Raw genomic sequence first — 21,757 nt, 5'->3', positions numbered from 1 at the left:
TAATCAAGAGTGCTGATTGAATAGAAAGTAGGAGTATATAATGAATTTAGAAGAGATGAAGAAGCGACAGGAAAAAATCCGCAATTTTTCAATAATTGCTCATATTGACCATGGTAAGTCTACTTTGGCTGACCGAATTTTGCAGAAGACTGATACGGTGTCAGACCGTGAAATGCAAAATCAATTATTAGATGCCATGGATTTAGAACGTGAACGTGGTATTACTATTAAGTTAAACGCTGTAGAGTTAACATATTCTGCCCAAGATGGCGAAGAATATATTTTCCATTTAATTGATACCCCTGGTCACGTAGATTTTACTTACGAAGTGTCTCGGAGTTTAGCCGCTTGTGAAGGTGCGATTTTAGTTGTTGATGCGGCACAAGGAATTGAAGCGCAAACGTTAGCCAATGTTTATTTGGCATTAGATAATGATTTAGAAATTATTCCCGTCATTAATAAAATTGATTTACCTGCAGCAGATCCAGAACGGGTCCGTGGTGAAATTGAAGATGTGATTGGAATAGATGCCAGCGACGCAGTATTAGCTAGTGCCAAAGCCGGCATTGGGATTGAAGATATTTTAGAACAAATCGTTGAACGGGTGCCAGCACCAAGTGGCGATATTGACGCGCCGTTAAAAGCCTTGATTTTTGATTCGGTTTACGATAGTTACCGTGGAGTTATTTTAAACATCCGGGTCATCGATGGTGTTGTCAAACCAGGTGACACAATAATGATGATGAACAACAACAAGACTTTTGAAGTAGCAGAAGTTGGTATCTTTTCACCAAAACCAATCGGTCGAGACTTTTTAATGGTTGGTGATGTTGGTTATATTACGGCAGGAATTAAAACAGTCCGTGATACTCAAGTAGGAGATACAGTAACTTTAGCTGATAATCCGGCTTCGGAAGCCTTAGACGGTTACCGGAAAATGAACCCAATGGTATATTGTGGTTTGTATCCAATTGATAACTCACGCTATGTTGAATTACGTGAAGCCTTAGAAAAATTACAATTAAATGATGCAGCCTTACAGTTTGAAGCTGAGTCCTCTCAAGCCCTAGGTTTTGGGTACCGTTGTGGCTTCTTAGGCTTACTACACATGGACGTAATTCAAGAACGTTTAGAACGTGAATTTAATTTAGACTTAATTACGACAGCTCCCTCAGTTATTTACCATGTTACGAAGACTGACGGATCAGTAGTTGTTGTCGATAACCCTGCTGAGTTCCCAGAACAAAGCACAGTTGATTTTGTTGAAGAACCATATGTTAAAGCGACGATTATGGTACCAAATGAATACGTTGGTGCAGTAATGGAAATCTCTCAACGTAAACGTGGCGAGTTTGTGACTATGGATTATTTAGATGAATATCGGGTTAATGTGGTTTACGACATGCCTTTATCAGAAATTGTTTATGATTTCTTTGATCGCTTGAAATCTGGAACGAAAGGCTACGCTTCATTGGATTATGAGATGATTGGCTACCGTCAAAGTCGTTTGTCGAAGATGGATATCTTATTAAATTCAGAAAAAGTCGATGCTTTAAGTTTTATTGTCCACAAAGACTTTGCCTTTGAACGTGGTAAAATCATTGTTGAAAAATTAAAGAAACTTATTCCGAGACAACAATTTGAAGTGCCGATCCAAGCTGCGATTGGTCAAAAGATTACCGCTCGTTCAACGATTAAAGCTTTACGTAAAAACGTCTTAGCTAAATGTTACGGTGGGGATATCTCCCGTAAACGTAAATTATTAGAGAAACAAAAAGATGGTAAAAAACGGATGAAACAAATTGGCTCTGTGGAAGTACCTCAAGACGCCTTCATGGCCGTTCTGAAAATGGACGAGGATGAAAACCAGAAATAGCAAGGGGTTGTTAAGTCACCCTCTTAAAAAAAGCGGTCATTTATCGAAAACTTCCGCCATTCTTCCGCCCAAAACTATTATTTTTATAGTTTTGGGCGGAAGTTTTTTTAGTTATTATTACGAATCATCTCTTCTAAAATATTGACGGTTTCTTCCTTCATTTTTTGGGTAACGTGAGAATAGGTGTCAAGGGTTGTCGCTATCCGAGAATGACCTAGACGAGCTTGGATCGCTTTAGGCTTTGCCCCATTTTCCAATAGTAAGGTTGCATGGGTATGCCTGAAAGAATGGAAATTAAATTGAATCCCCGTGTGTTCACGAATATGAGAGCAAGACCACTTGATACTGTTTGGCGTGACCGGCTTGCCATTTTCTTTCGTGCAAACATAATCAGAGTGATTAAAAAGCTGACCGTAAAAAAGTTGGTTTTCTTTTTGGCGTAAACGATGACGTTTCAAAATATCGACTAAGGTCTCGCCGATTGAAATAGTCCGATAAGAAGATTGGGTCTTAGGTGTTCCAAAAGCGATGTCGCCATCAATATGCAACATGATCTTTTCAACTGTCAAAGTCCCTTTTAATAAATCGATGTTATCCCAAGTTAAACCACAAACTTCAGACCGACGGAGACCAGTATGAAAAGCAATCATCATAGGCAGATAAAAAGAGTTACTTGGTTGAACAAAGGCTTGCATCACTTTGAAATCGTTTAAGGTGAAAATTTTTAAGTCCTCACGATTTTTTTTCTTTTGCATATCGTACTTAGGCATTTCAACATAAGTCATTGGATTTTCGCGAATCAGCTTATAAGGATGAACGGCCTTTTTGAGCCCGCCTTTTAAGACCGAAGCCATAATAACAATTGTTTGTTTAGCATAGCCTTCTTTATACTTTTGGTTAATTAATTCCTGTAAACTAGTTGGGCTAAGTTGTTTTAATTTATAAAAACCTAGCGTAGGTAGAATATGCTTATCAAGTGTATTTCGGTAGTTCATTTGTGTGTTATGTTTTAAATTTATTTCGACATAGTTTTTAAACCAGTAATCAAAATAATCTTTCACAGATAAGTCAGTCGATTCAAAAACGTTGCCGGCATTTTCATAATCTTTAATTGCTTGGCGTAACTTTACTTGGGCTTCGCCTTTAGTTTTTCCACCGTAACGTTCGATTCGATGGCGCTTGCCGTTAATTCGGGCTGTTTCCATCGTGTAATACCAATTATTACCTTTTTTTCGCACAGAACCGCGCATAATAATTCCTCCTTAGAAAATCACTGAAATTTAACAAGAAACTATGAGGGAGCGTTGGGCTGACTGAGTAAGGGCAGGCGTTCGCTGATTAATAGCTACCAGCGTTAAGTAAGGGGGACATTTGAAGGGCAAATAATTACAAGCAAAAGAAAAAGACAGGCAATTGACTGAGTGAACAGAGCGTTCGGTAAGAGTCAGGTCGGCTGTCTTTTTGACTAAATGAAATGTTAAGTGATAAGGAATTAAAGCAGGATGAGGCAGAGGTGGACGGGCATAAAGGGTGTCATCGAGGATAAAACAATTAAGACCAGTGGGCAGATAACAGTCATAAATAATTGGGATGATAGATAATGCCTTGGTGATTCGCTGACTAGTCACGATAATGTCACCTACTTCATTTTATTTTTTCTCATTAAGGCTATTTTCTAATTTAAGTAAATCAATGTAACGAAGAATCTCCTTCAACTGTTTGTCGGTCACAGAATCATCGATGTGGGCAACAATTTTACGTTGCTTGTGAGTCACGAAGGTTGGTTCAGAAGGGGCAGATGTAGAATAACCTAGTAAGTAGTCAGTAGACACGTTAAAAAAGCTAGCAAGATTAATGAGCGTTGCGTAGTCAGGTTGGCGTTTACCCATTTCATAGGCGCTATAAGCTGGGCGAGTAATACCTAAATAAGCAGCAACCTCTTTTTGGAGGAGGTTTCTTTCAGTTCTCAAGGCTTTAATAATTTCGGGGAACATGGCGACACCTACTTTCTTTTTTTATTGTAACATAATGTTACGGTTTTGGTGGTAACAATATGCTTCTTATTTGTTGACAAGTTTCATTTAGTTACTTTATACTGGAAGCAATTAGAAGCGAAGGAGGCCGGTTATGCGCCAATGGTTAGGGGATAAACGTTGTCAGAAAGAATACACCCATGCAGATGTTGCGAATAAAACTGGAATTCAACGAGCCTATTATACGATGATTGAAAATGGTCGCCGTCAACCAAGTGTGAGAGTTGCTAAACGAATCGGACAGGCGTTGGAATTTGAATGGACCTTGTTTTTTGAGAACAGTCAGAACCAATCTGGAGTTAGTGAGCCAAAGGAGTTTAAAGGAGGAGCATAATGACTAGAATGAACTATTTAGTTAAAGAAGCCGCCAAAGAACTAAGATGTAGCGAAAATGTCGTCCGCAACTTAATTCACGATAAACGTCTCCGAGTCATGCGGATGCCGACAATGATCGTCCCTGATTTTGAATTGAACCGCTTTCGTCAAGAAGTCCTTAATACCCAAGAAGATTTAAGTAAATACTCAGATAAGCGTTTCGTTAAAGTTGAAGGGGTTGTGGGGAACATCAGTCACGTAAGTATGAAAGGCTAGGCAGATGGGCAGTGGGTTCATTCAAGTCCATCGGAAAATGCAAAGTAGTCTCGTCTTTCAAGACCCTTATTATTTAAAACTGTGGATGTGGTTATTGTTTCGAGCAAGGTATCAACCAGGGGAAGTCATGATTGGCAATCAAATAATTTTTCTCGAGATTGGTCAACTCGTCTGGGGACGTCAGAGTGCCAGCCAAGAATTGAACGAAGGGCTCCGAGGGAAAAACAAGCGATCAGTAAGTACGTGGGAAAGTTATTTAAAAAATTTAGAAAAGATGGGTAAGCTTCACCGTAAAGCTAACAACAAATTTACGGTGATAACTATTAGAAACTACGGCTTTTATCAATTTTTAGAAACTAAGACTCAACTGCAAGTTCAACCGCAAGTAAACCACAAACTAACCCCAAAGCAACCGCAAACTAACACAAAGAATAAAGAGAATAAAGGGAATAAGGATAATAAGGCGAATAAAGCGACTAAATATAAATATAAACAGACACAGCTCAAGGCTGAGCCACGGGCAGAACTCCCCGTTGTGCCACTTTACAATTGGTTACATCCCGATGAACACTGAGTAACCTTTGGCTAAGTCTAAGTTAGCCGATAAGTCGCTTCACGCTTTTTTAATAGTATAGCATAAAATTTTCAGCCCAAGCCCGTCAGTCAAGGAGAAAGAAGTTGTCTTTAGTCAAGGGAATGGAAAGGATAAGGCGATGCGTTTAGTCGGCATGTATTCAAAAAAAATTTATCTTGAAACAGAAACGGAAGCTCAGTTGCACCGGTTGATGAATGTACATTTTAGGCGTGTCAGTTTAAGTCAAGGTGGTCAAGGGCGTCATGATTATCAAACCTTACCGGAACCGATGATGATTAAAGGTGGTCGAGGGCAGAGGGGTCGAGTGATTGTACGGATTTAGTGAATACAAGTAAGTCAGGAATCTATTTCTTATGAGATAGGTTCTTTTTTTTAGAAAAAAGGAGGCAGTGATGAAAGTAGTCTGGGTATCAATGCTCGGCAGTCAGCGAGGGATCAGTCAATGGGTGGTGCTCCTTGTCAGTTTAATTGGTGGCAGTTTAGGTGGTTGGGATCACGGGTTGCAATTTTTAAGTGTGATGATGGTGACGGATTATCTTTTAGGGGTGCTAGTGGCAGTCAAACTAAAAAGGTTAGATAGTTCGATTATGTTTTGGGGCGTGATTCGCAAGGTGGTGATGTTTGTTGTTGTGGCAGTGGCGTTCCAAGCTCAGAGTTTATTGCCAGCGAGTTTGCCGTTACGGGAGTTGACGTTGTGGTTTTACATTGGCAAGGAGGGGTTATCCTTTATTGAGCATACGGGGAAGATTATTCCGTTGCCAGTTGTCTTGAGCCAATTTTTTGAACAATTAAAAACGGAAGAGCCGAGGAAAGGTCTTGAAAGAAAGGGGCTAGATGAGGATGAGTAAGGTGATAGTGGACTTGTCAGAGTGGCAACGTCCTTCGGCGATAGATTATTCATTGTTGGCGCAAGGGGTCTCATATGGGATTATTCGGGTGCAGTTTGGTGGGGAACGGCGGGATAAACATTTCGTGACCCATATTCGGGAGTTGCAAAAGCGAGGGGTGCCGATTGGGGTTTATGCGTGGGTGCGAGGACGGAGTGTGGCAGAGATGAAGGCAGAGGCAAGGCGGTTTTATCAGCGTGGCAAAGACTTTGCCCCAAGCTTTTGGTGGTTAGATGTGGAGGAGGAGTCAATGCCTCAGATGGCTCAGGGGGTGGAAGCGTATCGGTGGGAATTGAAAAGCTTAGGTGCTGAGCGAGTGGGGGTTTATGTGAGCCATCATTTGTACCAACGGTTTAAGCTTGAGGTTAGTAAGTTTGATGGTGTTTGGTTGCCCCATTATGGTGTGAACGTGAACAATGGCAGTGTGACGAGTCAGCCGAGTTATCCTTGTGATGTGCATCAATACACAGATCGTGGGCGGTTACGTGGTTATGGTGGTAATCTCGATTTGAACCGGTTAATGGGTGGTCGGTCGTTAGGTTTTTTGACAGGTGGCAGCGGGCTTACGAGTCAAGGGTCTGGAAGGCATAGCCACCTAGTCCGGCGAGGTGAAACAGCTAGTCAGATTGCTTTGAGGTATGGAATGAGTTTACGGGAGTTGCAAGGGTTAAACCCTAATCATCGGAATTGGGATGTGATTATTGTTGGCCAAGAGTTAGTGATTAACAATGGCAAAGTTAAAGAGCGGGTGTACCTTGTGCAAGAGGGGGATAATTTGTGGGACATTGCCTTTAAGTTATACGGTGATGGGGCTAGTTTTAACCGCTTAAAGGAGTTGAATGGGTTAAGTGGGAACCGAATTTATGGGGGGTTGAGGTTGAGGTATTGAGGAATATCTTTGTTTCTTATGGACTTAATAAACCATAATATCACTTTTATACTAAAAATATATATATGCGTGGTATAATTAAGGCATATTTTTAGAAAAGGGTGATAAGGATGGCAAACGAGCAAAGCACAGATAAAATAAATTTTTACCAAGGAGCAGTTAAATTAGATAAATCTGTTCAAGATGGTAAAAAGGTTATCTCTCAGGCATTACAAATGGAAAACTTGTCAGTTCTTATGGGAGCTGGCTGTTCTAGCTATTATAAGAACGGTGAAGAGACAGCCATTTCAACTATGGCAGGCCTTTTTAGTGATTTTATAGAAGAAAACCCCAATTTTACAATATTAGGCACAAAAATTGAGGATAAAGTCAATAAAAATTTAGAAGAGCTAATGGATTTTATGAATTCTGTCAAGCAAGTCAATTTAATTAGTGAAGTGGAAAAAGAAATTGATGAAAAAATTGAAATTGTAAAAGCTTTTATTATAAAAAAAATATTAAGTGGCATGAATTGTGATGAACTAAAAAATGTATATAAATCATTTTATTTGAAAACTATTTCGACCAATCGTAAAACCCCTATTAATATAGTGACAACTAACTATGACATGTATAATGAAAAAGCTTTAGATGAATTAAGTTTTATTTACAATAATGGCTTTACCGGGTCATATACAAGAACTTTCAACCCAAATATTTACCAGTATATGTATGTAGACAATATGAATTTAAATAAAGACGTCTGGAATCGTGCTGATCATTTCTATAATTTATATAAAATACACGGATCAATATCGTGGAGAAAAAACAATGACACAATAACCGAAGTTCCAATTAAAAATGAAGAGATGACAACACATGAGCGAGTAATGATTTACCCTACGCCGTTGAAAGACAGAAGCACATTAATGGTTCCGTATACTGATTTAATGCGGTCTTTTCAAGATAATCTTAAGCGCAAGAATAGCGTCTTGGTAACATTGGGGTATAGTTTTGGTGACGACCATATCAACAGAATAATACTTAATAACCTATCCATACCATCTTTTAGACTGATTATACTAGGCGAAACGGAGTACAATGAAAATGGTGAATTATTTAATACGAATATTGGGAAAATTAAAGAAATGAATGATAGTAGAATTACAATAATTAACTCTGACGATAAAATTCACTATTTCAATAATTTTGTTGAGAAATTAATGCCATTAATCCCTGGTGAAGAAAGTGATAAGCAGGAAATGACTGAGAAGTTGAGCAAACTATTTGATAATATTAAATCAAATGGAGGAGAAGAGGATGAGTGATCGTGCAATTGGTAGACTAATCTTAATAAAAAACTCGATAATATTGGGCGAGATATACAATGGGATTGACAATCATATTAATACATTTGATGGTACGAGATTTGTTGGTGAAATTGGTACATACGTATCTATATATGAAATTGGTAGAACGTTAATTGCTGAAGTATTGTCTGCTGAAAGTTCGCAGCACGTTAGTAGTGCGCCACTCGCAAAACCTAATTCTAGTCGTATGATTTCTTTAAAATTAGTAGGTGAAATTGTTGATGAGAATTTTTACTTTGGCGTTTCAAAAATGCCTCTACTTTATTCGGAGGTCCATATTGTAACTAATGATGAATTGGATATTATGCTTGCTGTAAAGGATTCAGAAGTCATAGTCGATGGAAGCAACACAAGATTAACATCATTTTCATTAGGAACATCAGTTTTATTTTCAGAATATGATGTCAAAGTGGATGTAGATCAATTTTTTGGTCATCATTCCGCAATATTTGGAAATACAGGTGCGGGTAAATCTAATTCAATTGCCCGTATGATTCAGAATGTATTTTTGAAAAAGGGCTACTCTGCTAGTGGTGCCAGAATAATACTAATTGATTCTAATGGAGAATATGAACAAGCTTTTTCAGAAGTGAAAAATATTAATAATGATATAGCTTGCTCTTTTGTTAAACCATTATCGGGAGGGGAAAAATTTGAAATTCCAGTGTGGTTATTATCAGTTGACGATTGGGCAATTTTATTAAATGCATCTGAGAAAACTCAAATTCCAATTTTAAGAAAATCAATGGAAATAGTTAAAGTGTTATATTCACAAAAAGATGATTCGTTAAAGCTTAGAAATCATATGTTAGCATCTACTGTTATTGGTTTATTAACTAGCTCTGAATCTTCGCCGTCCACATCAGATAAAATTAGTACCTTATTGCTTAATTTTGGAACTGATGAGATAAATTTAGAGGTGAAGATTAATGCAAAAGAAACTATTGCAGATTGTATTGTTGTAAATTATGGACAAATTACAAGTATCAAGGACGTTATTGCGTTTATGAAGGAGTATCTAGATACACAGTTAATTGAAGAGATAAAATATGAAGAAGAGATTCGTTTTTCAACATCAGAATTTTTAGATGCTATGAAATTTGCGGTTTTATACGAGGGAAGTATGAATAGTCAGCGTGTGCAAGAGTATACAGCCCCATTAGTATCAAGAATGCAAAGTCTAGTAGAATCATCCTTTAGCAATATTTTTTGTAAAACAGAATATCCTAGTAAAGAAGAATTTTTTGTAGATATAATAAAAAAATATAACCTGATTAATATAGATATTAGTTCTCTCGATGATTCAACTTCAGAAGTGTTAGTAAGAGTGCTATCTAAAATCATTCTTGACTATCAAAAGAATCATGCAGTAAAGGCAGATAGCCCAATTAATTTGTTTATTGAAGAGGCGCATAGATACATCAAAGAAACCAGTATTGGATCAGCAACATACGATTTTGATATCTTTCAACGGATTTCAAAAGAAGGAAGAAAGTTTGGGTTTCTATTGTGTGTATCTACCCAAAGACCGAGTGATCTATCCAAAACGGTGGTTTCACAATGTAGTAATTTTATAGTTCACAGGATCCAAAATCCAGATGACTTGGCTTATATATCTAGAATGGTTCCTTATATTGATAGAGAAACTATCGATAGACTAACTTTTTTACAAACGGGGAATGCATTAGTTTTTGGTTCTGCAATTAGAATACCAATGTTGACAAGTTTTGCTGAAGCAAAACCAAATACAGATGGCAATAGTGCTAAGATTTCAGAAAAATGGTATATAGAAAATTAAATAATTGAAAGCCCCAACCGTCAACTGACGTTTCGGGCTTTTTATCATAAACGGCAAGAGCTTTAAAGCACTCGGCTGAACACCGATCACTTTAAGCCTCTTGCCTAAGGGCCTGTCCTTGTAAATGCCCAAGGACTTGTCACCGAAAGCAGCCGCCAAAAAGCAGACAGATAGTAGCTGATTAGCTAAACTTCCGGCTCTGTTGTCCCCCTTCCCCCCTCGCCCCCAAACCCCCGAACTCCCCCCATCCCCCTGCTCAATATGTAGTATTGTCATGGGGCGCTTGAGGGGGGAAGGGGGACAATTTTTTCTAGAAGTTATGACATAACTTCTAGAAAAAATCAGCCATGAAAGTTTAGCCATCAGCCCCACGTAAACAGGTCTTACATGCCTGAGTTTTAGCAAGCTGTGCCAGCTTCTTAAAACTCAGACATTTCAGAAAAGAAAAGACCGTTCCTTTTTCCAAAAAGGAACAGCAAAAAAGCCTTCGCCAGGGGGCATCTCAACACCAGGGGTTGAGAGCCAATCAGCATAAGGCTAAAAAATGCGTCAATTCCTTAAATTCCCTCAGTTCCTTCGGTCAGAGATTTACCATTGACCCAACAAAAAGAACTAAAAGGGCCGCGTAACACAACTTAGGTATGTTTTGTGTTTGCAAATTAGTTACGTGGCTCTCAATTAGCTCTTCATTACTAAAGTACGCAGAAAAAGGATAAGCTTTTATTTTTTTATTACTTAATATATAAACAGGTTGAAAGGACAGTAAATTCTAGGAAAAACCTTTCAAATATGGTATGTTAAAAACGTAGAAAAGTTATGACGGTGGCTATCTCGGAAGGGAGGTGGTGCTTATGAAAGTAAGTGCTGTACTCTTCAGAAAGGAAATGCCTTTTTGTCTGCATATGAGACAATTAAAGTGATATTAGGCTTTGGTATGTTTACCATTGCTTTAATTACTTTAATGGTTAAATTGCTAAAAAATGACGAAAAAAAATAACCGCGCATTAACTTTACCCAGTTAGCGGTTATTTTTTTAATCTAAAAAAGTCACCGTCTTACACGGTTCTACACAAAGGGAGTCTGGCGAAAGCTAGGCTCTCTTTTCACTTGTAGTATAGCAAGAAAATGGTGGTAAGACAAGATAAAAAGAGTTGTTTTTTGAAAATATATATTGAAGTTATACAAAAAGATGGATAAAAGTCAGCTTAATTAATTTATTATTGGTATAATGAATATAATATTAAAAAACGTTTTCTAGGATAGGTGATTGTTGTTGGGAAATATTAAGAAAGTAGACATAGAAGAACCTGAAATTCCACTAATCTATGATTTAAACATGGGGATACCAGTAACTCCAATTGATAGAATTAGCCTTATGAGTCCAGATGATTTTGAAAAATTTGTATCAGAATGGGCTTATGGCTATTTGAAGCCAATATATAGTATGGTTAAATTATATGGTGGTGCTGGAGATAAAGGGCGAGACGTTGTAGGATATTTAAAAAATGGTAAAATAGATATCTATCAGTGTAAACATTATGACAATAAATTAACCCCTACGCAGTATTGGACTGAATTAGGAAAGTTATGTGTTTATACTTATGAAAAGCATTATGGAGTACCTGAAAACTATTATATAGTAACGAGTAAGGGAATAGGTACAAAATTATCTGATTTAATAAATGACCCAAAGGGTTTAAAACGACAATTAATAAGCAATTGGAAAAAACACTGTGAAACTAAAATTAACAGTGATAAAGTTCACATATTAGAGGGCGAACTATTAAAACATGTTGAAAAATTTGATTTTTCAATTATTAAAGAGGTTTCGATAAATACAATAATTGATCAGCATAGTCAAACCATTTATTTTAAATTTCGTTTTGGAGGGGGAATAAAAAAAAGACCTCGCTTAATAATGGAAGATCCACACGTGGATGAAGAAAATAATAACTACGTAGTTGAGTTATTCGAAGTATACAGCCAGGACTTATCAAAAAAAATTGAAACAATTTCAGAGTTGAAAAAACATAAGAAATACTATAACCATTTTGTTAGACAACGGGAAGCCTTTTTTTCAGTTACTGCACTTAAACGGTTTATTCGAGATGAGTACATAGGAGATAATGTTTTTATGGATTTTAGAACATCAATATATAAAGGTATTATTGATGTTTTGGAAACAGATCATATAAGCAATTATGCAAAAGTAAACCAAGTACTACAGATAGCTAGATCAATACAAATTGATTCAAGAAATTTACCTGATATATTCGTAGATGACAGGTCGGGCGCGTGTCATGACTTAGTCAATGATGAAAAAGTGAGTTGGTTAGATTAAATGACAAATAAAAGAGAACTATACAATAGTGATATTGAGATTGGCGTACGAGTATTATTAATTTTAAAATTTTCAAAAAAGTCATTAACATCTGATGAGCTTAACCTGTATGATTTTTTGTCTTTACACTCTGATTTAGTGAAAGAGGATATTGATATTAGACCGAATATACATCCAAGTAACCCATCATTTGGTCTAGAATTATATTCCAAAAAAAATATTTTAAATGAGGCAATTCATATGCTTATCCATAAAGGATTGGTTGATGTAGATATTTCAAATGATGTTATAGCTTACAAGGCAAACCAGTTAACACATTTATTATTAACATATTTTGAAAGTGAATATTTTAGTATTTTAAGTCGTGAAACATTACTAGTAGTTAATGAGATGTCAAAGTTCACAAAAAATGAACTTCAAGAATTTGTAAATGAAAAATTAACAACATGGCATACTTTTATAGAGTTTGATTGAGAGGGTTAAAGATGGCTAAAACAGATAATTATATAATTAATAAGTTAGTTGTATCAGGAAATGGTTTAGAAGATGCGGTTATAAAATTTTCAAAAGGTGTTAATGTAATTTATGGTGCATCAAACACAGGTAAAAGCTATATTTTTTCTTTAATTAATTTTATGTTAGGTGGGAATGAAACGCCTCCAAGTATTGATGAAGCAAAAGGCTATGAATTTATTTATATGGAACTTAAAACGGCTAATAAATATGTCACACTTGAAAGAAGTCTTTATGACGGTAAAACAGCTTGCTATTATTCAGAATACAGTAATTTATCAAAAGAATTAAAAAAAAGTTTCAGTAAAAATCACACTACTAAGCCAAATAATATATCAAAAATGATGCTCAATAACATTGGTGCTACGTATGAAAAAAATTTAAAAAGTAAAGACGGTAAAAAACAAAATTTTACTTTTAGGTCATATACGGGTTTAACTTTATTAAGTGAGACTGCTATTGTAAATAGAAAATCAATTATTAGAGAAGCAGCAGGAGGTTATCAAAAAACAGCTTCGGTTTCTGCATTTGAAACTATTGTTACGGGGAGCGATTACATTCATTCTGCAGTAGATGATAGCTCAAAAATAGATATTAATTCGATAGAGATAGAGCTCAACTTATTAGAAGAAGAACTGAAAACCTATAGATCTGATTATGAAAAGATTGTGAGTAACTCAGTATTTGAAAATGAAATAGATGTGTCTAATGAAATAAACATTTTATTAGAAGATATTGAAAGAGATAAAGAGTTTCTATCAGAACTTCAGCAAGAAAAAAAAGAGTTCAGTAACAAGGAAGAGAAACATAAGGAAGAGTTAAATTATTATTTAAAACTAGAAAAAAAATTCAAATTACTCCAAAGTAACTATCAATCTGACTATAGTAGAATTGATTTTATTGGAGAAACAAGATACTACTTCGATCAATTAGATAATGTTATTTGCCCAATATGCGGAATACAAAGTAAACCAAAAGGGCAAATAGAATCTTCAGATGATTTCTTAAAGATTATCTCAATAGAAAAAAAAGATATTGAAAATAAAATGTCAGATCTAGAGGTTACTATAAATATACTTCAAGAGAAAACTGCTTTACTATTAGAAACACAAGACAAGAATCAAGCACAAATTTTTTTGCTAGAAAACACTATATCTGAATTAAGTTCAAATGAAATTGAGAAAAAATTAGAGAGACTACAAAAGCGTTTAATTGATAGAGATAAGTTGAATCAAGGGAAATATATAGACAATAAGATTGCTGATAAAACAGTAAGAAAAGAAGAACTTCTTAAGAAAAAAGAAAATGGTTCAAAAGTATCTACTTCAAAAAATAATACTAGACTTACAATGGCAATCAGAGAAAGCATTTGTGAAATAGTTTCTGAGCTACTTACAAAATGGAAATTATTTGAATCAGCAAAAGTCAGTTTTGATATTGAGGATAATTATGACTTGATAATTAATGGAAAAGCTAAGAATAGCTTTGGTAAAGGATATGCGGCGATTATTAATTCCGCATTATCGATAGCGATAATGCTCTATTGCAGAAGGAATGACTTACCATATCCTAAAATACTGGTACTTGATTCGCCACTACTTAGTTTCGATGGAAAACGAAAAAATGATATTGGGGAAAAAGTTCCCGATGAACTTAAAATTAGCTTTTTTAAGTATTTGAATGAAATAATTAAAGAAGAGCAAATCATTATTATTGAAAATCTCAGAACAGCGCAACAAGAGCTTAATACAATTAAAGGGTTAAAACTAAACTTTTTTACTAATGGAGAAGAAGAAGGACGAGTTGGCTTCTTTCCTAATAGAAGTTAAAGAAATCAAATTTATACCTTCCGCCATTTTTACGCCCGTGAGTAAACTTTTATAAACCATTATAGGAGTTTACGACTTGTGCTGAGAGTAAAAGAATCTTTTAAAAGCTTGATATTACAACGTTTTAAAAGGTTTTGGGAGCAGATGAGAGTTTATAAAATAGAGTGTTCATGCAAGACGCCTTCATGGCCGTTCTGAAAATGGACGAGGACGAAAACCAGAAATAGCAAGGGTTTGTTTGAAAATGAGTGAAAGATATTCGCCGTTTTCATCAATTCTTCCCCCATTCTTCCCCCCACGAAATAAGTTTAGGGGGAAGATTTGGGGGACTTTTTTTCATAATCTGTTTTCATTAGCTAACATTTGTTCCAACAGGTCAACAGTTTCCGACTGCATTTTTTTAGTCACATGGGCATAAGTGTCCATGGTAGTTGCTAACCGAGAATGACCTAAGCGATCTTGAATACTTTTGATTTTGGCGCCGTTTTCTAATAACATCGTGGCATGGGTATGCCGGAAAGAGTGGAAATTAAATAAACCCCTCTAAACTTTGTAGAAAGTAACAACTACAAAGTTTAAAGGGGTTTTTCTGATTGATGAGTTATGAAATTAATCTTGCTTGATTTTGGCTAAGTAACGGTAAACACTAGGTTCTGACATATCAATAGATTTCGCTACTTCGGCTACTCCACCTTTAAGTAGAAAAACACCTTTTTGATTGAGCTCAGTAATAATTTCTTCTTTCGCTTGAATAGACAGAATTTTAGTTGAAGTATCGTACTTTTCAAGGACATCTTGAATGAGGGAACCCATTAGGTCATCAAGGTTTTGCCCTAATTTTTCATCATTAGAATGAGCTAGTTCACTGTTAGGAGATGTCGCACCTGTGGATAGGCCAATCATTGAATCAACTAAGTCCCGCATTTCAATTAAATCGGAAACTAGGATATTAATACAAAGCATAGCAATCAAGGTATCGTCCTCGTCTTTAATGAAAAAACTTGAAGAACGACAGGTTTTTCCATCCACAGTATAAGATTTATAATTTGTAACAGCCGGTTGTGTGAGATATTTTTTGTTTTTTAGCTGTTTTAATGCCATATCAGTTAATGGACCGCCAATGTTGCGGTTGCTTAAGTTGCCTGCTAAGGCAACGATTGAAGCTTCGGGTTTGCTAATATCATGTAAGAGAATTTCACTTTTGGGACCCAAAACATCGTGTAAAAAAGGGACAAGATTTTTATAGTAAGAAAAAATTGTATGATTCTGCATTAGAAATCTCCATTCTTGTATATTTAAAGATATATCTGATTATAATATGTAACGTGTTAAGTTGCTAGTTAAAAAAGTATTGACATTTAAAATGATACCCCTTACAATAAAAACAACAAGTGATAATAATTTATTATCATCTGTAATAATTTATTATAGATAAGGAACGTGAAAAATGGAAACAGCAAAAAAACTGCAAAGAAAGAAATGGTTTACTTTAGCGATACTAATCTTAGCTGGTGGTACAATCTTTAAGTTATCTTCTTTAAAAGACGCTTTTTATATTCCAATGCAAGAGTACTTTCATCTAACACATACTGAAATCGGTGTAGCGCTATCTGCCTACGCAATTGTTCAAACAATTGGTTATGTTTTCTCGATTTATATTTCTGATCGTTTTTCTAAACGAATCTTAATACCAGTAGGGTTGATTGGTGTTGGTATTATTGGCTTATACTTAGCAACTTTCCCAGGTTATTATGGTATTTTAGCTTCATGGGCAGGGATGGCCTTATTCGCAGAAGTTATTTTTTGGCCAGTATTGATTAAAGCTGTTCGATTATTAGGTAACTCAGACGAACAAGGACGGATGTTTGGTTTTTTAGAAGCGGGTCGTGGAGTTGTTGATACGATCATTGCATTTTCAGCCTTAGGTATTTTTATCAAACTAGGTAGTGGCCTAGTTGGTTTTAGAGCGGCAATTTTATTTTTTGCAATTACAGCGATTGTAGTTGGAATTATTACATACTTTTTCGTTGAAGATGATGCTCCAGTCATTGATACTGAGAATGGCCAAGAAATAAGCAAAAAAACTTTGGCGATGGCAGGTGCTAAACAAGCAGTGAAAATCCCCGAACTTTGGATTGCTTCATTTATGATTTTTGCAGTGTACAGTGTTTATGCGGGGTTAACTTACTTTATTCCCTTTTTGAAAGACATTTACGGCATGCCAGTTGCACTAATCGGTGCTTATGGAATTATTAATCAGTATGGCTTAAAGATGGTAGGAGGCCCTGTTGGCGGATTCTTAACAGATAAAAAATTTAAATCAGCAACAGGATATTTAAAATTCACCTTTTTATTATCAGCAATTGTAATGGTAGGCTTTATCTTACTGCCACATGGTTCAATGAATATTTATTTAGGAATGGCATGTACATTATTATTTGGTAGTATTATTTTCAGTCAAAGAGCAATCTTCTTTGCACCAATTGATGAAATAAATATTCCAAAAGAAATCAGTGGTGCAGCTGTTTCTGTCGCTTGCCTTGTAGGATATTCACCTTCAATGTTTGCTTTTACTCTTTACGGTAGTATTTTAGATAAGTATCCAGGGTTAATGGGCTATCGAATTGTTTTTTCAATTATGGCTTGCTTTGCCTTAGTTGGTTTCTTTATTAGTTTGTATTTAAGTAAAAGAATTAAAAAAAATAAACTAAAGGGGTAGATAACTGTGAAATTAGGTCTTGAAACAGAAAGTTATCATTTGTTTTTCCAACACGGGTACATGGATATTTTTGATTTCATTGATAAAACAGTTGAACTCGGTTTAGATGGGGTTCAAATAAACATTATTGAAGATTTAAACCTTGATCCAGATTGGGGGACCCTGGGTTCAAATAAACCAGAGCATTTACGGTCAGTTAAAGAAAAATTAGAGGCACATGGATTATTTTGTGAAATTGATATGCGAGGCGTCGAAGAAGAGCGGATGTTAGCGGTCATTGAAGTAGCCGACTACCTAGGCGCTGATGTGATTCGAACATATATTAATAAAGGCGAGTTTGACCAAAAGAAAACCAGCGCAGCAATCGCAAAAATTAAGCTGATTGAACCGGTCTTACGAGCTAAAAATATTCACTTAGCAATTGAAAATCATGAAGAGGAAGTGGCTGAAGAAGTGATTGCTGTTATTAAAGCGGTTAATAGCCCGAATGTAGGCTGTTTATGTGACATTGGTAATGGCATGATGGCTTGGGAAGACCCTAAAAAAACAGTAGATCTATTAGCCCCTTACGCTAAAACGACTCATTTTAAAGACCATATCGTGATTCATGATGGCGATCAATTAAAAGTCAGTGGTTGCCCCATCGGTCAAGGAAACATTGACACTGATTACTGTTTTAAAAAATTAGTTAAAGACACTAAGTTAACACGAATAAATATTGAGATGTGCCACCCTTACGTTTCAACTTTTAAGCGGCCTTTAGGTTTTGGTGGTGTTGAGTATCTTGGAACAGGAGCGTTTAAGATTGAAAAACCTTACTTTGATCCTGAAATAGTTCAACCAATGGGGACCTATCACCCGGAATCTCACAATCTTGACTATTTATTAAAGGCCCAAGCTAAAGGTGTTGAAGAATCAGTGGAGTATGTCAAACAGTTACGAAAAAAATATTGTCAAACAATAGAAAAAGAGGAAAAATAATGAAAAAAGAAATGTTATCAAGCTACGCACCAGAACCAATTGGACCATACTCTCAAGGAATTCTTACAGAGTCAACAATTTACCTATCGGGACAATTACCGATTGATGCACTAACAGGGAATATAGGAACGACAATTGAGGAACAGACAAAATTATGTTTAGAAAACCTTAACCATATTTTAAATACAAATAATATGGACATGTCCAACATTGTAAAAACAACCATTTTTTTAGATGATATAAGTGACTTCGTAGTAGTTAATGACATTTATGGCTCCTACTTTACTGCGCCATTTCCTGCTAGAAGCACTATTCAAGTTGAAAAACTCCCGAAAGATGCTTTAATTGAAATTGAAGCCATTGCAGTAAAATAAATGAGATAACCTTACTATATTAAAATAGTAAGGTTTTTTTGATGTTAAGATTCGCCTTTTTTCTTATTTTAAGTTAGTATATATAGTAGAAACAAGTCAAAGTAGAGGAGATGAATGACATGGAAATCAAGCGTTTATCAGCCTTCTTTCCACGTTCGATTGTTGGCTGTTAATACTCTGTTAATAGTAAGAAAAAATTTGAAAACATAAATGGAGGCTTTATAATGACAAAAATAGTAAATTCAGTCTTAGATTTAATCGGTAGTACGCCGATTGTAAAATTAAATAGTTTAGTTCCTGCTAACAGTGCCGATGTTTACGTCAAACTTGAATTTTTTAACCCTGGTGGCAGTGTGAAAGATCGGATCGCTTTATCAATGATTGAAGCAGCTGAAAAAAATGGCGCCCTTAAAGAGGGGGATACGATAATTGAACCGACAAGTGGTAATACTGGAATTGGCTTAGCAATGGTGGCAGCTGCTAAAGGTTACAAAATTATCTTAGTCATGCCAGATACGATGAGTGTGGAACGTCAAAAACTAATGAAAGCCTACGGGGCAAGCTTAATTTTAACTCCTGGTAGCCAAGGGATGAAAGGGGCAATTGCTAAGGCAGAGGAATTAGTTGCTGAACCAGGCTACTTCATGCCGATGCAATTTGACAACCCAGCTAATGTGACAATCCATGAAGAAACGACAGCCCAAGAAATACTAACAGCCTTTGGGGACTTACCAATCGATGCCTTTATTTCAGGTGTTGGAACTGGTGGGACAGTGACAGGGGTTAGTCATATTATTAAAGAAGCCCAGCCTGGGGTTAAAGTTATTGCAGTTGAACCAACGGAATCACAAGTCCTCCAAGGGAAGACCCATCACCCTCATAAAATTCAAGGCATTGGAGCTGGGTTTGTACCGAAAGTTCTTGATGTTAAATCTTATGATGAAGTTCGAGGGGTTAGTAGTGAAGAAGCCATGTTAGTTGGTCGTAAGATAGCTAGTGAAGAAGGAATCCTTGTTGGAATTTCAGCTGGAGCTGCTATCAAAGTTGCTCTAGATGTTGCTAAAGAACTCGGCGTTGGTAAGAGCGTGTTAGCAATTGTTCCAGATAATGGGGAACGCTATTTATCAACAGCTTTATATGAAGAAGAAATAGTTCCTTCTATATAAGAGTCTTTATTAGGAAAAACTAAAACCGAGCATACCTCTAAGGCGCTCGGTTTTCTGTTGCAGAAGATGAGTTAGCATAATGAATAAGGGAGCTGAGACAGATGGTGACACTAAAAAAGATAACATTAGCTGAATTGCCATATTTATGGGAAATTAGTTACAAATCTAGCAGTCCACTCTGGGTAGAATATGACGCGCCTTACCTTCATACTTACGAAGCTTTGACTTGGGATAAATTTAACAAAGAGCAAAAACCATTTTTTTTAAGTGAGCAAGTTCAGGGCATCTATCATAATGGGCTGTTAATTGGCGCGACGACCTATTATTGGGAAAGCCGTGAAACGAGCTGGCTTGAAATTGGTTTAGTTATATTTGAAGAAAAGCACTGGGGACAGGGCTTTGGCAAATCTGCTGTTTGGCAACTGGTCGATCAACTCTTTAACAAGTTCCCTGAAATCCAACGATTAGGCTATACAACCTGGTCTAAAAATGTTGGCATGATTGCTCTAGGAGAAAGTTTAAAATTTAAACAAGAGGGCCGTCTTAGAAAAACCGTTTATTATGAAGAAACGTATTTTGATATAATCAAAATGGGAATTCTTCGAGATGAGTGGAAGAGAAAACTAAATGAGAACCATTGTTAGATAGGAATTATTCCTTGCTAATGCTCGAAATAAATAGTATATTATAAGTAATAACAGAGGAACGGAGGGGTTAGATGTCGCATTCAAAAGTTGAAGAAGCAATTAGTCGATTGAAAGCATCTGATATTAGAATTACACCACAAAGATATGCTATTTTAGAATTTTTAATCGAAAGTCATTCTCATCCAACTGCAGATGATATCTATAAAGCCTTAGTAGAATGATTCCCAAGTATGAGCGTTGCAACAGTTTATAATAACTTACGCTTATTTACTAAAATTGGTTTTGTCCAAGAAATGGCTTATGGAGATTCCTCAAGCCGCTTTGATTTTAGTTCTCAACGACATTATCACGCCATTTGTGAAAGTTGCGGAAAAATCGTTGATACATATTATCCAGGCTTAGAAGATGTGGAAGCAGCCACTGAACAATTAACTGGTTTTAAAATCAACGAACATCGAATGGAACTATATGGACTATGTCCAAGTTGTCAAAATAAATAAGATTTGAACAAGAGGCTCTAGTAACTTAGAGTTTCTTTTTTTGCAAATGTTTATCGTGACATAATAGTTATTATGAGCTGGATCACGAAGGAATATCTTAAATAGATAACTAACATTCGCCTTTCTTTTTTTTTATAATAATTGTGAGAATAATAGTTGCTTTTTGTCTCAAGACTTGGTATATTATTACATGTCGCTGAGATAACTCAGTTGGCCGAGAGATGTTACCGACTATTAATTAATAGTTGACAAGGTAAACAATCTTGTGTTATTCTAATAAAGTTGTCGCTGAAAAAACAATTCGTTTTGACAGAAAAACAAAATTAAATTAATTTTTAAAAGTAGTTGACAATGACAACTAACCATGATAATATTAAGAAGTTGTGAGGGACTGGTAAAACACCTGAGCAATTGACAAGTTAGCTAGACGCTAACGATTGGTTAAGAGCCAAAAAGTAGACCTTTGAAAACTGAACAAAGTAAGACGAACCAAATGTGTAATAGTTCTTCTTTAGTAGAAGAACACACAAAAGATTTTACATTTTTTTATGAAAAATTGATATAGTGAAGTAATTCGCTAGCAAACAAAATGAGCGAGACCTTCGGGTCTTATCAAAACTTTTATTGAGAGTTTGATCCTGGCTCAGGACGAACGCTGGCGGCGTGCCT

21 protein-coding genes and 2 pseudogenes are annotated in these 21,757 nt (G+C 35.9%); 19 read left to right on the top strand and 4 right to left on the bottom strand.

The genetic code is table 11. From position 1 onward, the window contains the following. Positions 1-40: 40 nt before the first annotated feature. Positions 41-1,876 (top strand): translation elongation factor 4, encoded by a 1,836-nt coding sequence (gene lepA / locus CBF35_RS02730; protein ID WP_126778358.1) that lies wholly within the window; start codon positions 41-43, stop codon positions 1,874-1,876. Between the two features lie 107 nt (positions 1,877-1,983). Here the strand turns inward: lepA and CBF35_RS02725 are convergent, their stop codons facing one another. Both CBF35_RS02725 and CBF35_RS02720 read right to left on the bottom strand, forming a co-directional pair. Further along, a complete protein-coding gene (locus CBF35_RS02725) occupies positions 1,984-3,126 on the bottom strand; it encodes a tyrosine-type recombinase/integrase (RefSeq protein WP_126778356.1) in 1,143 nt (380 codons plus the stop codon). Positions 3,127-3,525: 399 nt separating this feature from the next. Next, a complete protein-coding gene (locus CBF35_RS02720) occupies positions 3,526-3,870 on the bottom strand; it encodes a helix-turn-helix domain-containing protein (protein ID WP_126778354.1) in 345 nt (114 codons plus the stop codon). Between the two features lie 133 nt (positions 3,871-4,003). On the opposite strand from CBF35_RS02720, the gene CBF35_RS02715 reads away from it, so the two are divergent. The 12 genes from CBF35_RS02715 to CBF35_RS02660 all read left to right on the top strand — a co-directional run bounded on the left by CBF35_RS02715 (position 4,004) and on the right by CBF35_RS02660 (position 14,701). Then, on the top strand, positions 4,004-4,243 hold the full coding sequence (locus CBF35_RS02715) for a helix-turn-helix transcriptional regulator (protein WP_126778352.1): 240 nt from the start codon (positions 4,004-4,006) through the stop codon (positions 4,241-4,243). Beyond that, the gene (locus CBF35_RS02710) at positions 4,243-4,500 is read left to right on the top strand and encodes a MerR family transcriptional regulator (protein WP_126778351.1); all 258 of its coding nucleotides are present in this window, start codon (positions 4,243-4,245) and stop codon (positions 4,498-4,500) included. Before CBF35_RS02715 ends, CBF35_RS02710 begins: the two co-directional genes overlap by 1 nt. A gap of 4 nt (positions 4,501-4,504) precedes the next feature. Continuing rightward, entirely contained in the window at positions 4,505-5,074 is a 570-nt protein-coding gene (locus CBF35_RS02705; RefSeq protein ID WP_126778350.1) for a hypothetical protein, read from the top strand. A 139-nt stretch (positions 5,075-5,213) separates the two neighbouring features. Next, the gene (locus CBF35_RS02700; protein WP_126778349.1) at positions 5,214-5,417 is read left to right on the top strand and encodes a hypothetical protein; all 204 of its coding nucleotides are present in this window, start codon (positions 5,214-5,216) and stop codon (positions 5,415-5,417) included. A 70-nt stretch (positions 5,418-5,487) separates the two neighbouring features. Further along, on the top strand, positions 5,488-5,943 hold the full coding sequence (locus CBF35_RS02695; protein WP_126778348.1) for a phage holin family protein: 456 nt from the start codon (positions 5,488-5,490) through the stop codon (positions 5,941-5,943). Next, the gene (locus tag CBF35_RS02690; RefSeq protein WP_170174694.1) at positions 5,936-6,871 is read left to right on the top strand and encodes a LysM peptidoglycan-binding domain-containing protein; all 936 of its coding nucleotides are present in this window, start codon (positions 5,936-5,938) and stop codon (positions 6,869-6,871) included. Before CBF35_RS02695 ends, CBF35_RS02690 begins: the two co-directional genes overlap by 8 nt. A gap of 110 nt (positions 6,872-6,981) precedes the next feature. After that, on the top strand, positions 6,982-8,178 hold the full coding sequence (locus CBF35_RS02685) for an SIR2 family protein (RefSeq protein WP_126778346.1): 1,197 nt from the start codon (positions 6,982-6,984) through the stop codon (positions 8,176-8,178). Beyond that, positions 8,171-10,018, top strand: a complete 1,848-nt coding sequence (locus tag CBF35_RS02680) for an ATP-binding protein (RefSeq protein WP_126778345.1) — start codon at positions 8,171-8,173, stop codon at positions 10,016-10,018. Before CBF35_RS02685 ends, CBF35_RS02680 begins: the two co-directional genes overlap by 8 nt. 892 nt (positions 10,019-10,910) lie before the next feature. Beyond that, a complete protein-coding gene (locus CBF35_RS02675) occupies positions 10,911-11,015 on the top strand; it encodes a putative holin-like toxin (RefSeq protein WP_126778344.1) in 105 nt (34 codons plus the stop codon). A gap of 276 nt (positions 11,016-11,291) precedes the next feature. Next, positions 11,292-12,359, top strand: a complete 1,068-nt coding sequence (locus CBF35_RS02670; protein ID WP_126778343.1) for an ABC-three component system protein — start codon at positions 11,292-11,294, stop codon at positions 12,357-12,359. Next, positions 12,360-12,833 carry an ABC-three component system middle component 2 gene (locus CBF35_RS02665; protein ID WP_126778342.1) on the top strand — a complete coding sequence of 158 codons (474 nt, stop codon included), beginning with the start codon at positions 12,360-12,362 and terminating at the stop codon, positions 12,831-12,833. It begins immediately after the preceding gene. 11 nt (positions 12,834-12,844) lie between these two features. Beyond that, a complete protein-coding gene (locus CBF35_RS02660) occupies positions 12,845-14,701 on the top strand; it encodes an AAA family ATPase (RefSeq protein ID WP_126778341.1) in 1,857 nt (618 codons plus the stop codon). Positions 14,702-15,037: 336 nt separating this feature from the next. Here the strand turns inward: CBF35_RS02660 and CBF35_RS02655 are convergent. Together CBF35_RS02655 and CBF35_RS02650 are read right to left on the bottom strand one after the other, a co-directional pair. Then, positions 15,038-15,235, bottom strand: a pseudogene (locus CBF35_RS02655) (tyrosine-type recombinase/integrase); the annotation flags it as partial. 75 nt (positions 15,236-15,310) lie between these two features. Then, on the bottom strand, positions 15,311-15,973 hold the full coding sequence (locus CBF35_RS02650) for a helix-turn-helix transcriptional regulator (RefSeq protein WP_126778339.1): 663 nt from the start codon (positions 15,971-15,973) through the stop codon (positions 15,311-15,313). Positions 15,974-16,148: 175 nt separating this feature from the next. On the opposite strand from CBF35_RS02650, the gene CBF35_RS02645 reads away from it, so the two are divergent. The 6 genes and pseudogenes from CBF35_RS02645 (at position 16,149) to CBF35_RS02620 (ending at position 21,088) form a co-directional block, all read left to right on the top strand. Beyond that, positions 16,149-17,420: an MFS transporter gene (locus CBF35_RS02645; protein WP_126778338.1), complete on the top strand. Its 1,272-nt coding sequence runs from the start codon at positions 16,149-16,151 to the stop codon at positions 17,418-17,420. A 6-nt stretch (positions 17,421-17,426) separates the two neighbouring features. After that, entirely contained in the window at positions 17,427-18,401 is a 975-nt protein-coding gene (locus tag CBF35_RS02640) for a sugar phosphate isomerase/epimerase family protein (RefSeq protein WP_126778337.1), read from the top strand. Beyond that, complete coding sequence (locus CBF35_RS02635; protein ID WP_126778336.1) at positions 18,401-18,775, top strand: RidA family protein; 375 nt, start codon at positions 18,401-18,403, stop codon at positions 18,773-18,775. The genes CBF35_RS02640 and CBF35_RS02635 overlap by 1 nt, the downstream gene beginning before the upstream one ends. A 224-nt stretch (positions 18,776-18,999) precedes the next feature. Beyond that, on the top strand, positions 19,000-19,941 hold the full coding sequence (gene cysK / locus CBF35_RS02630; RefSeq protein WP_126778335.1) for a cysteine synthase A: 942 nt from the start codon (positions 19,000-19,002) through the stop codon (positions 19,939-19,941). Positions 19,942-20,042: 101 nt separating this feature from the next. Then, a complete protein-coding gene (locus CBF35_RS02625) occupies positions 20,043-20,585 on the top strand; it encodes a GNAT family N-acetyltransferase (protein WP_126778334.1) in 543 nt (180 codons plus the stop codon). 74 nt (positions 20,586-20,659) lie between these two features. Further along, positions 20,660-21,088 (top strand): annotated as a pseudogene (locus CBF35_RS02620) (Fur family transcriptional regulator). Positions 21,089-21,757: the final 669 nt, after the last annotated feature.

Origin of the sequence: Vagococcus salmoninarum (genome assembly GCF_003987495.1) — a bacterium.
Classification (GTDB): domain Bacteria; phylum Bacillota; class Bacilli; order Lactobacillales; family Vagococcaceae; genus Vagococcus_D; species Vagococcus_D salmoninarum.
The sequence above is the reverse complement of the archived record's forward strand: the minus strand, read 5'-3'. Positions and strand labels throughout refer to the sequence as shown.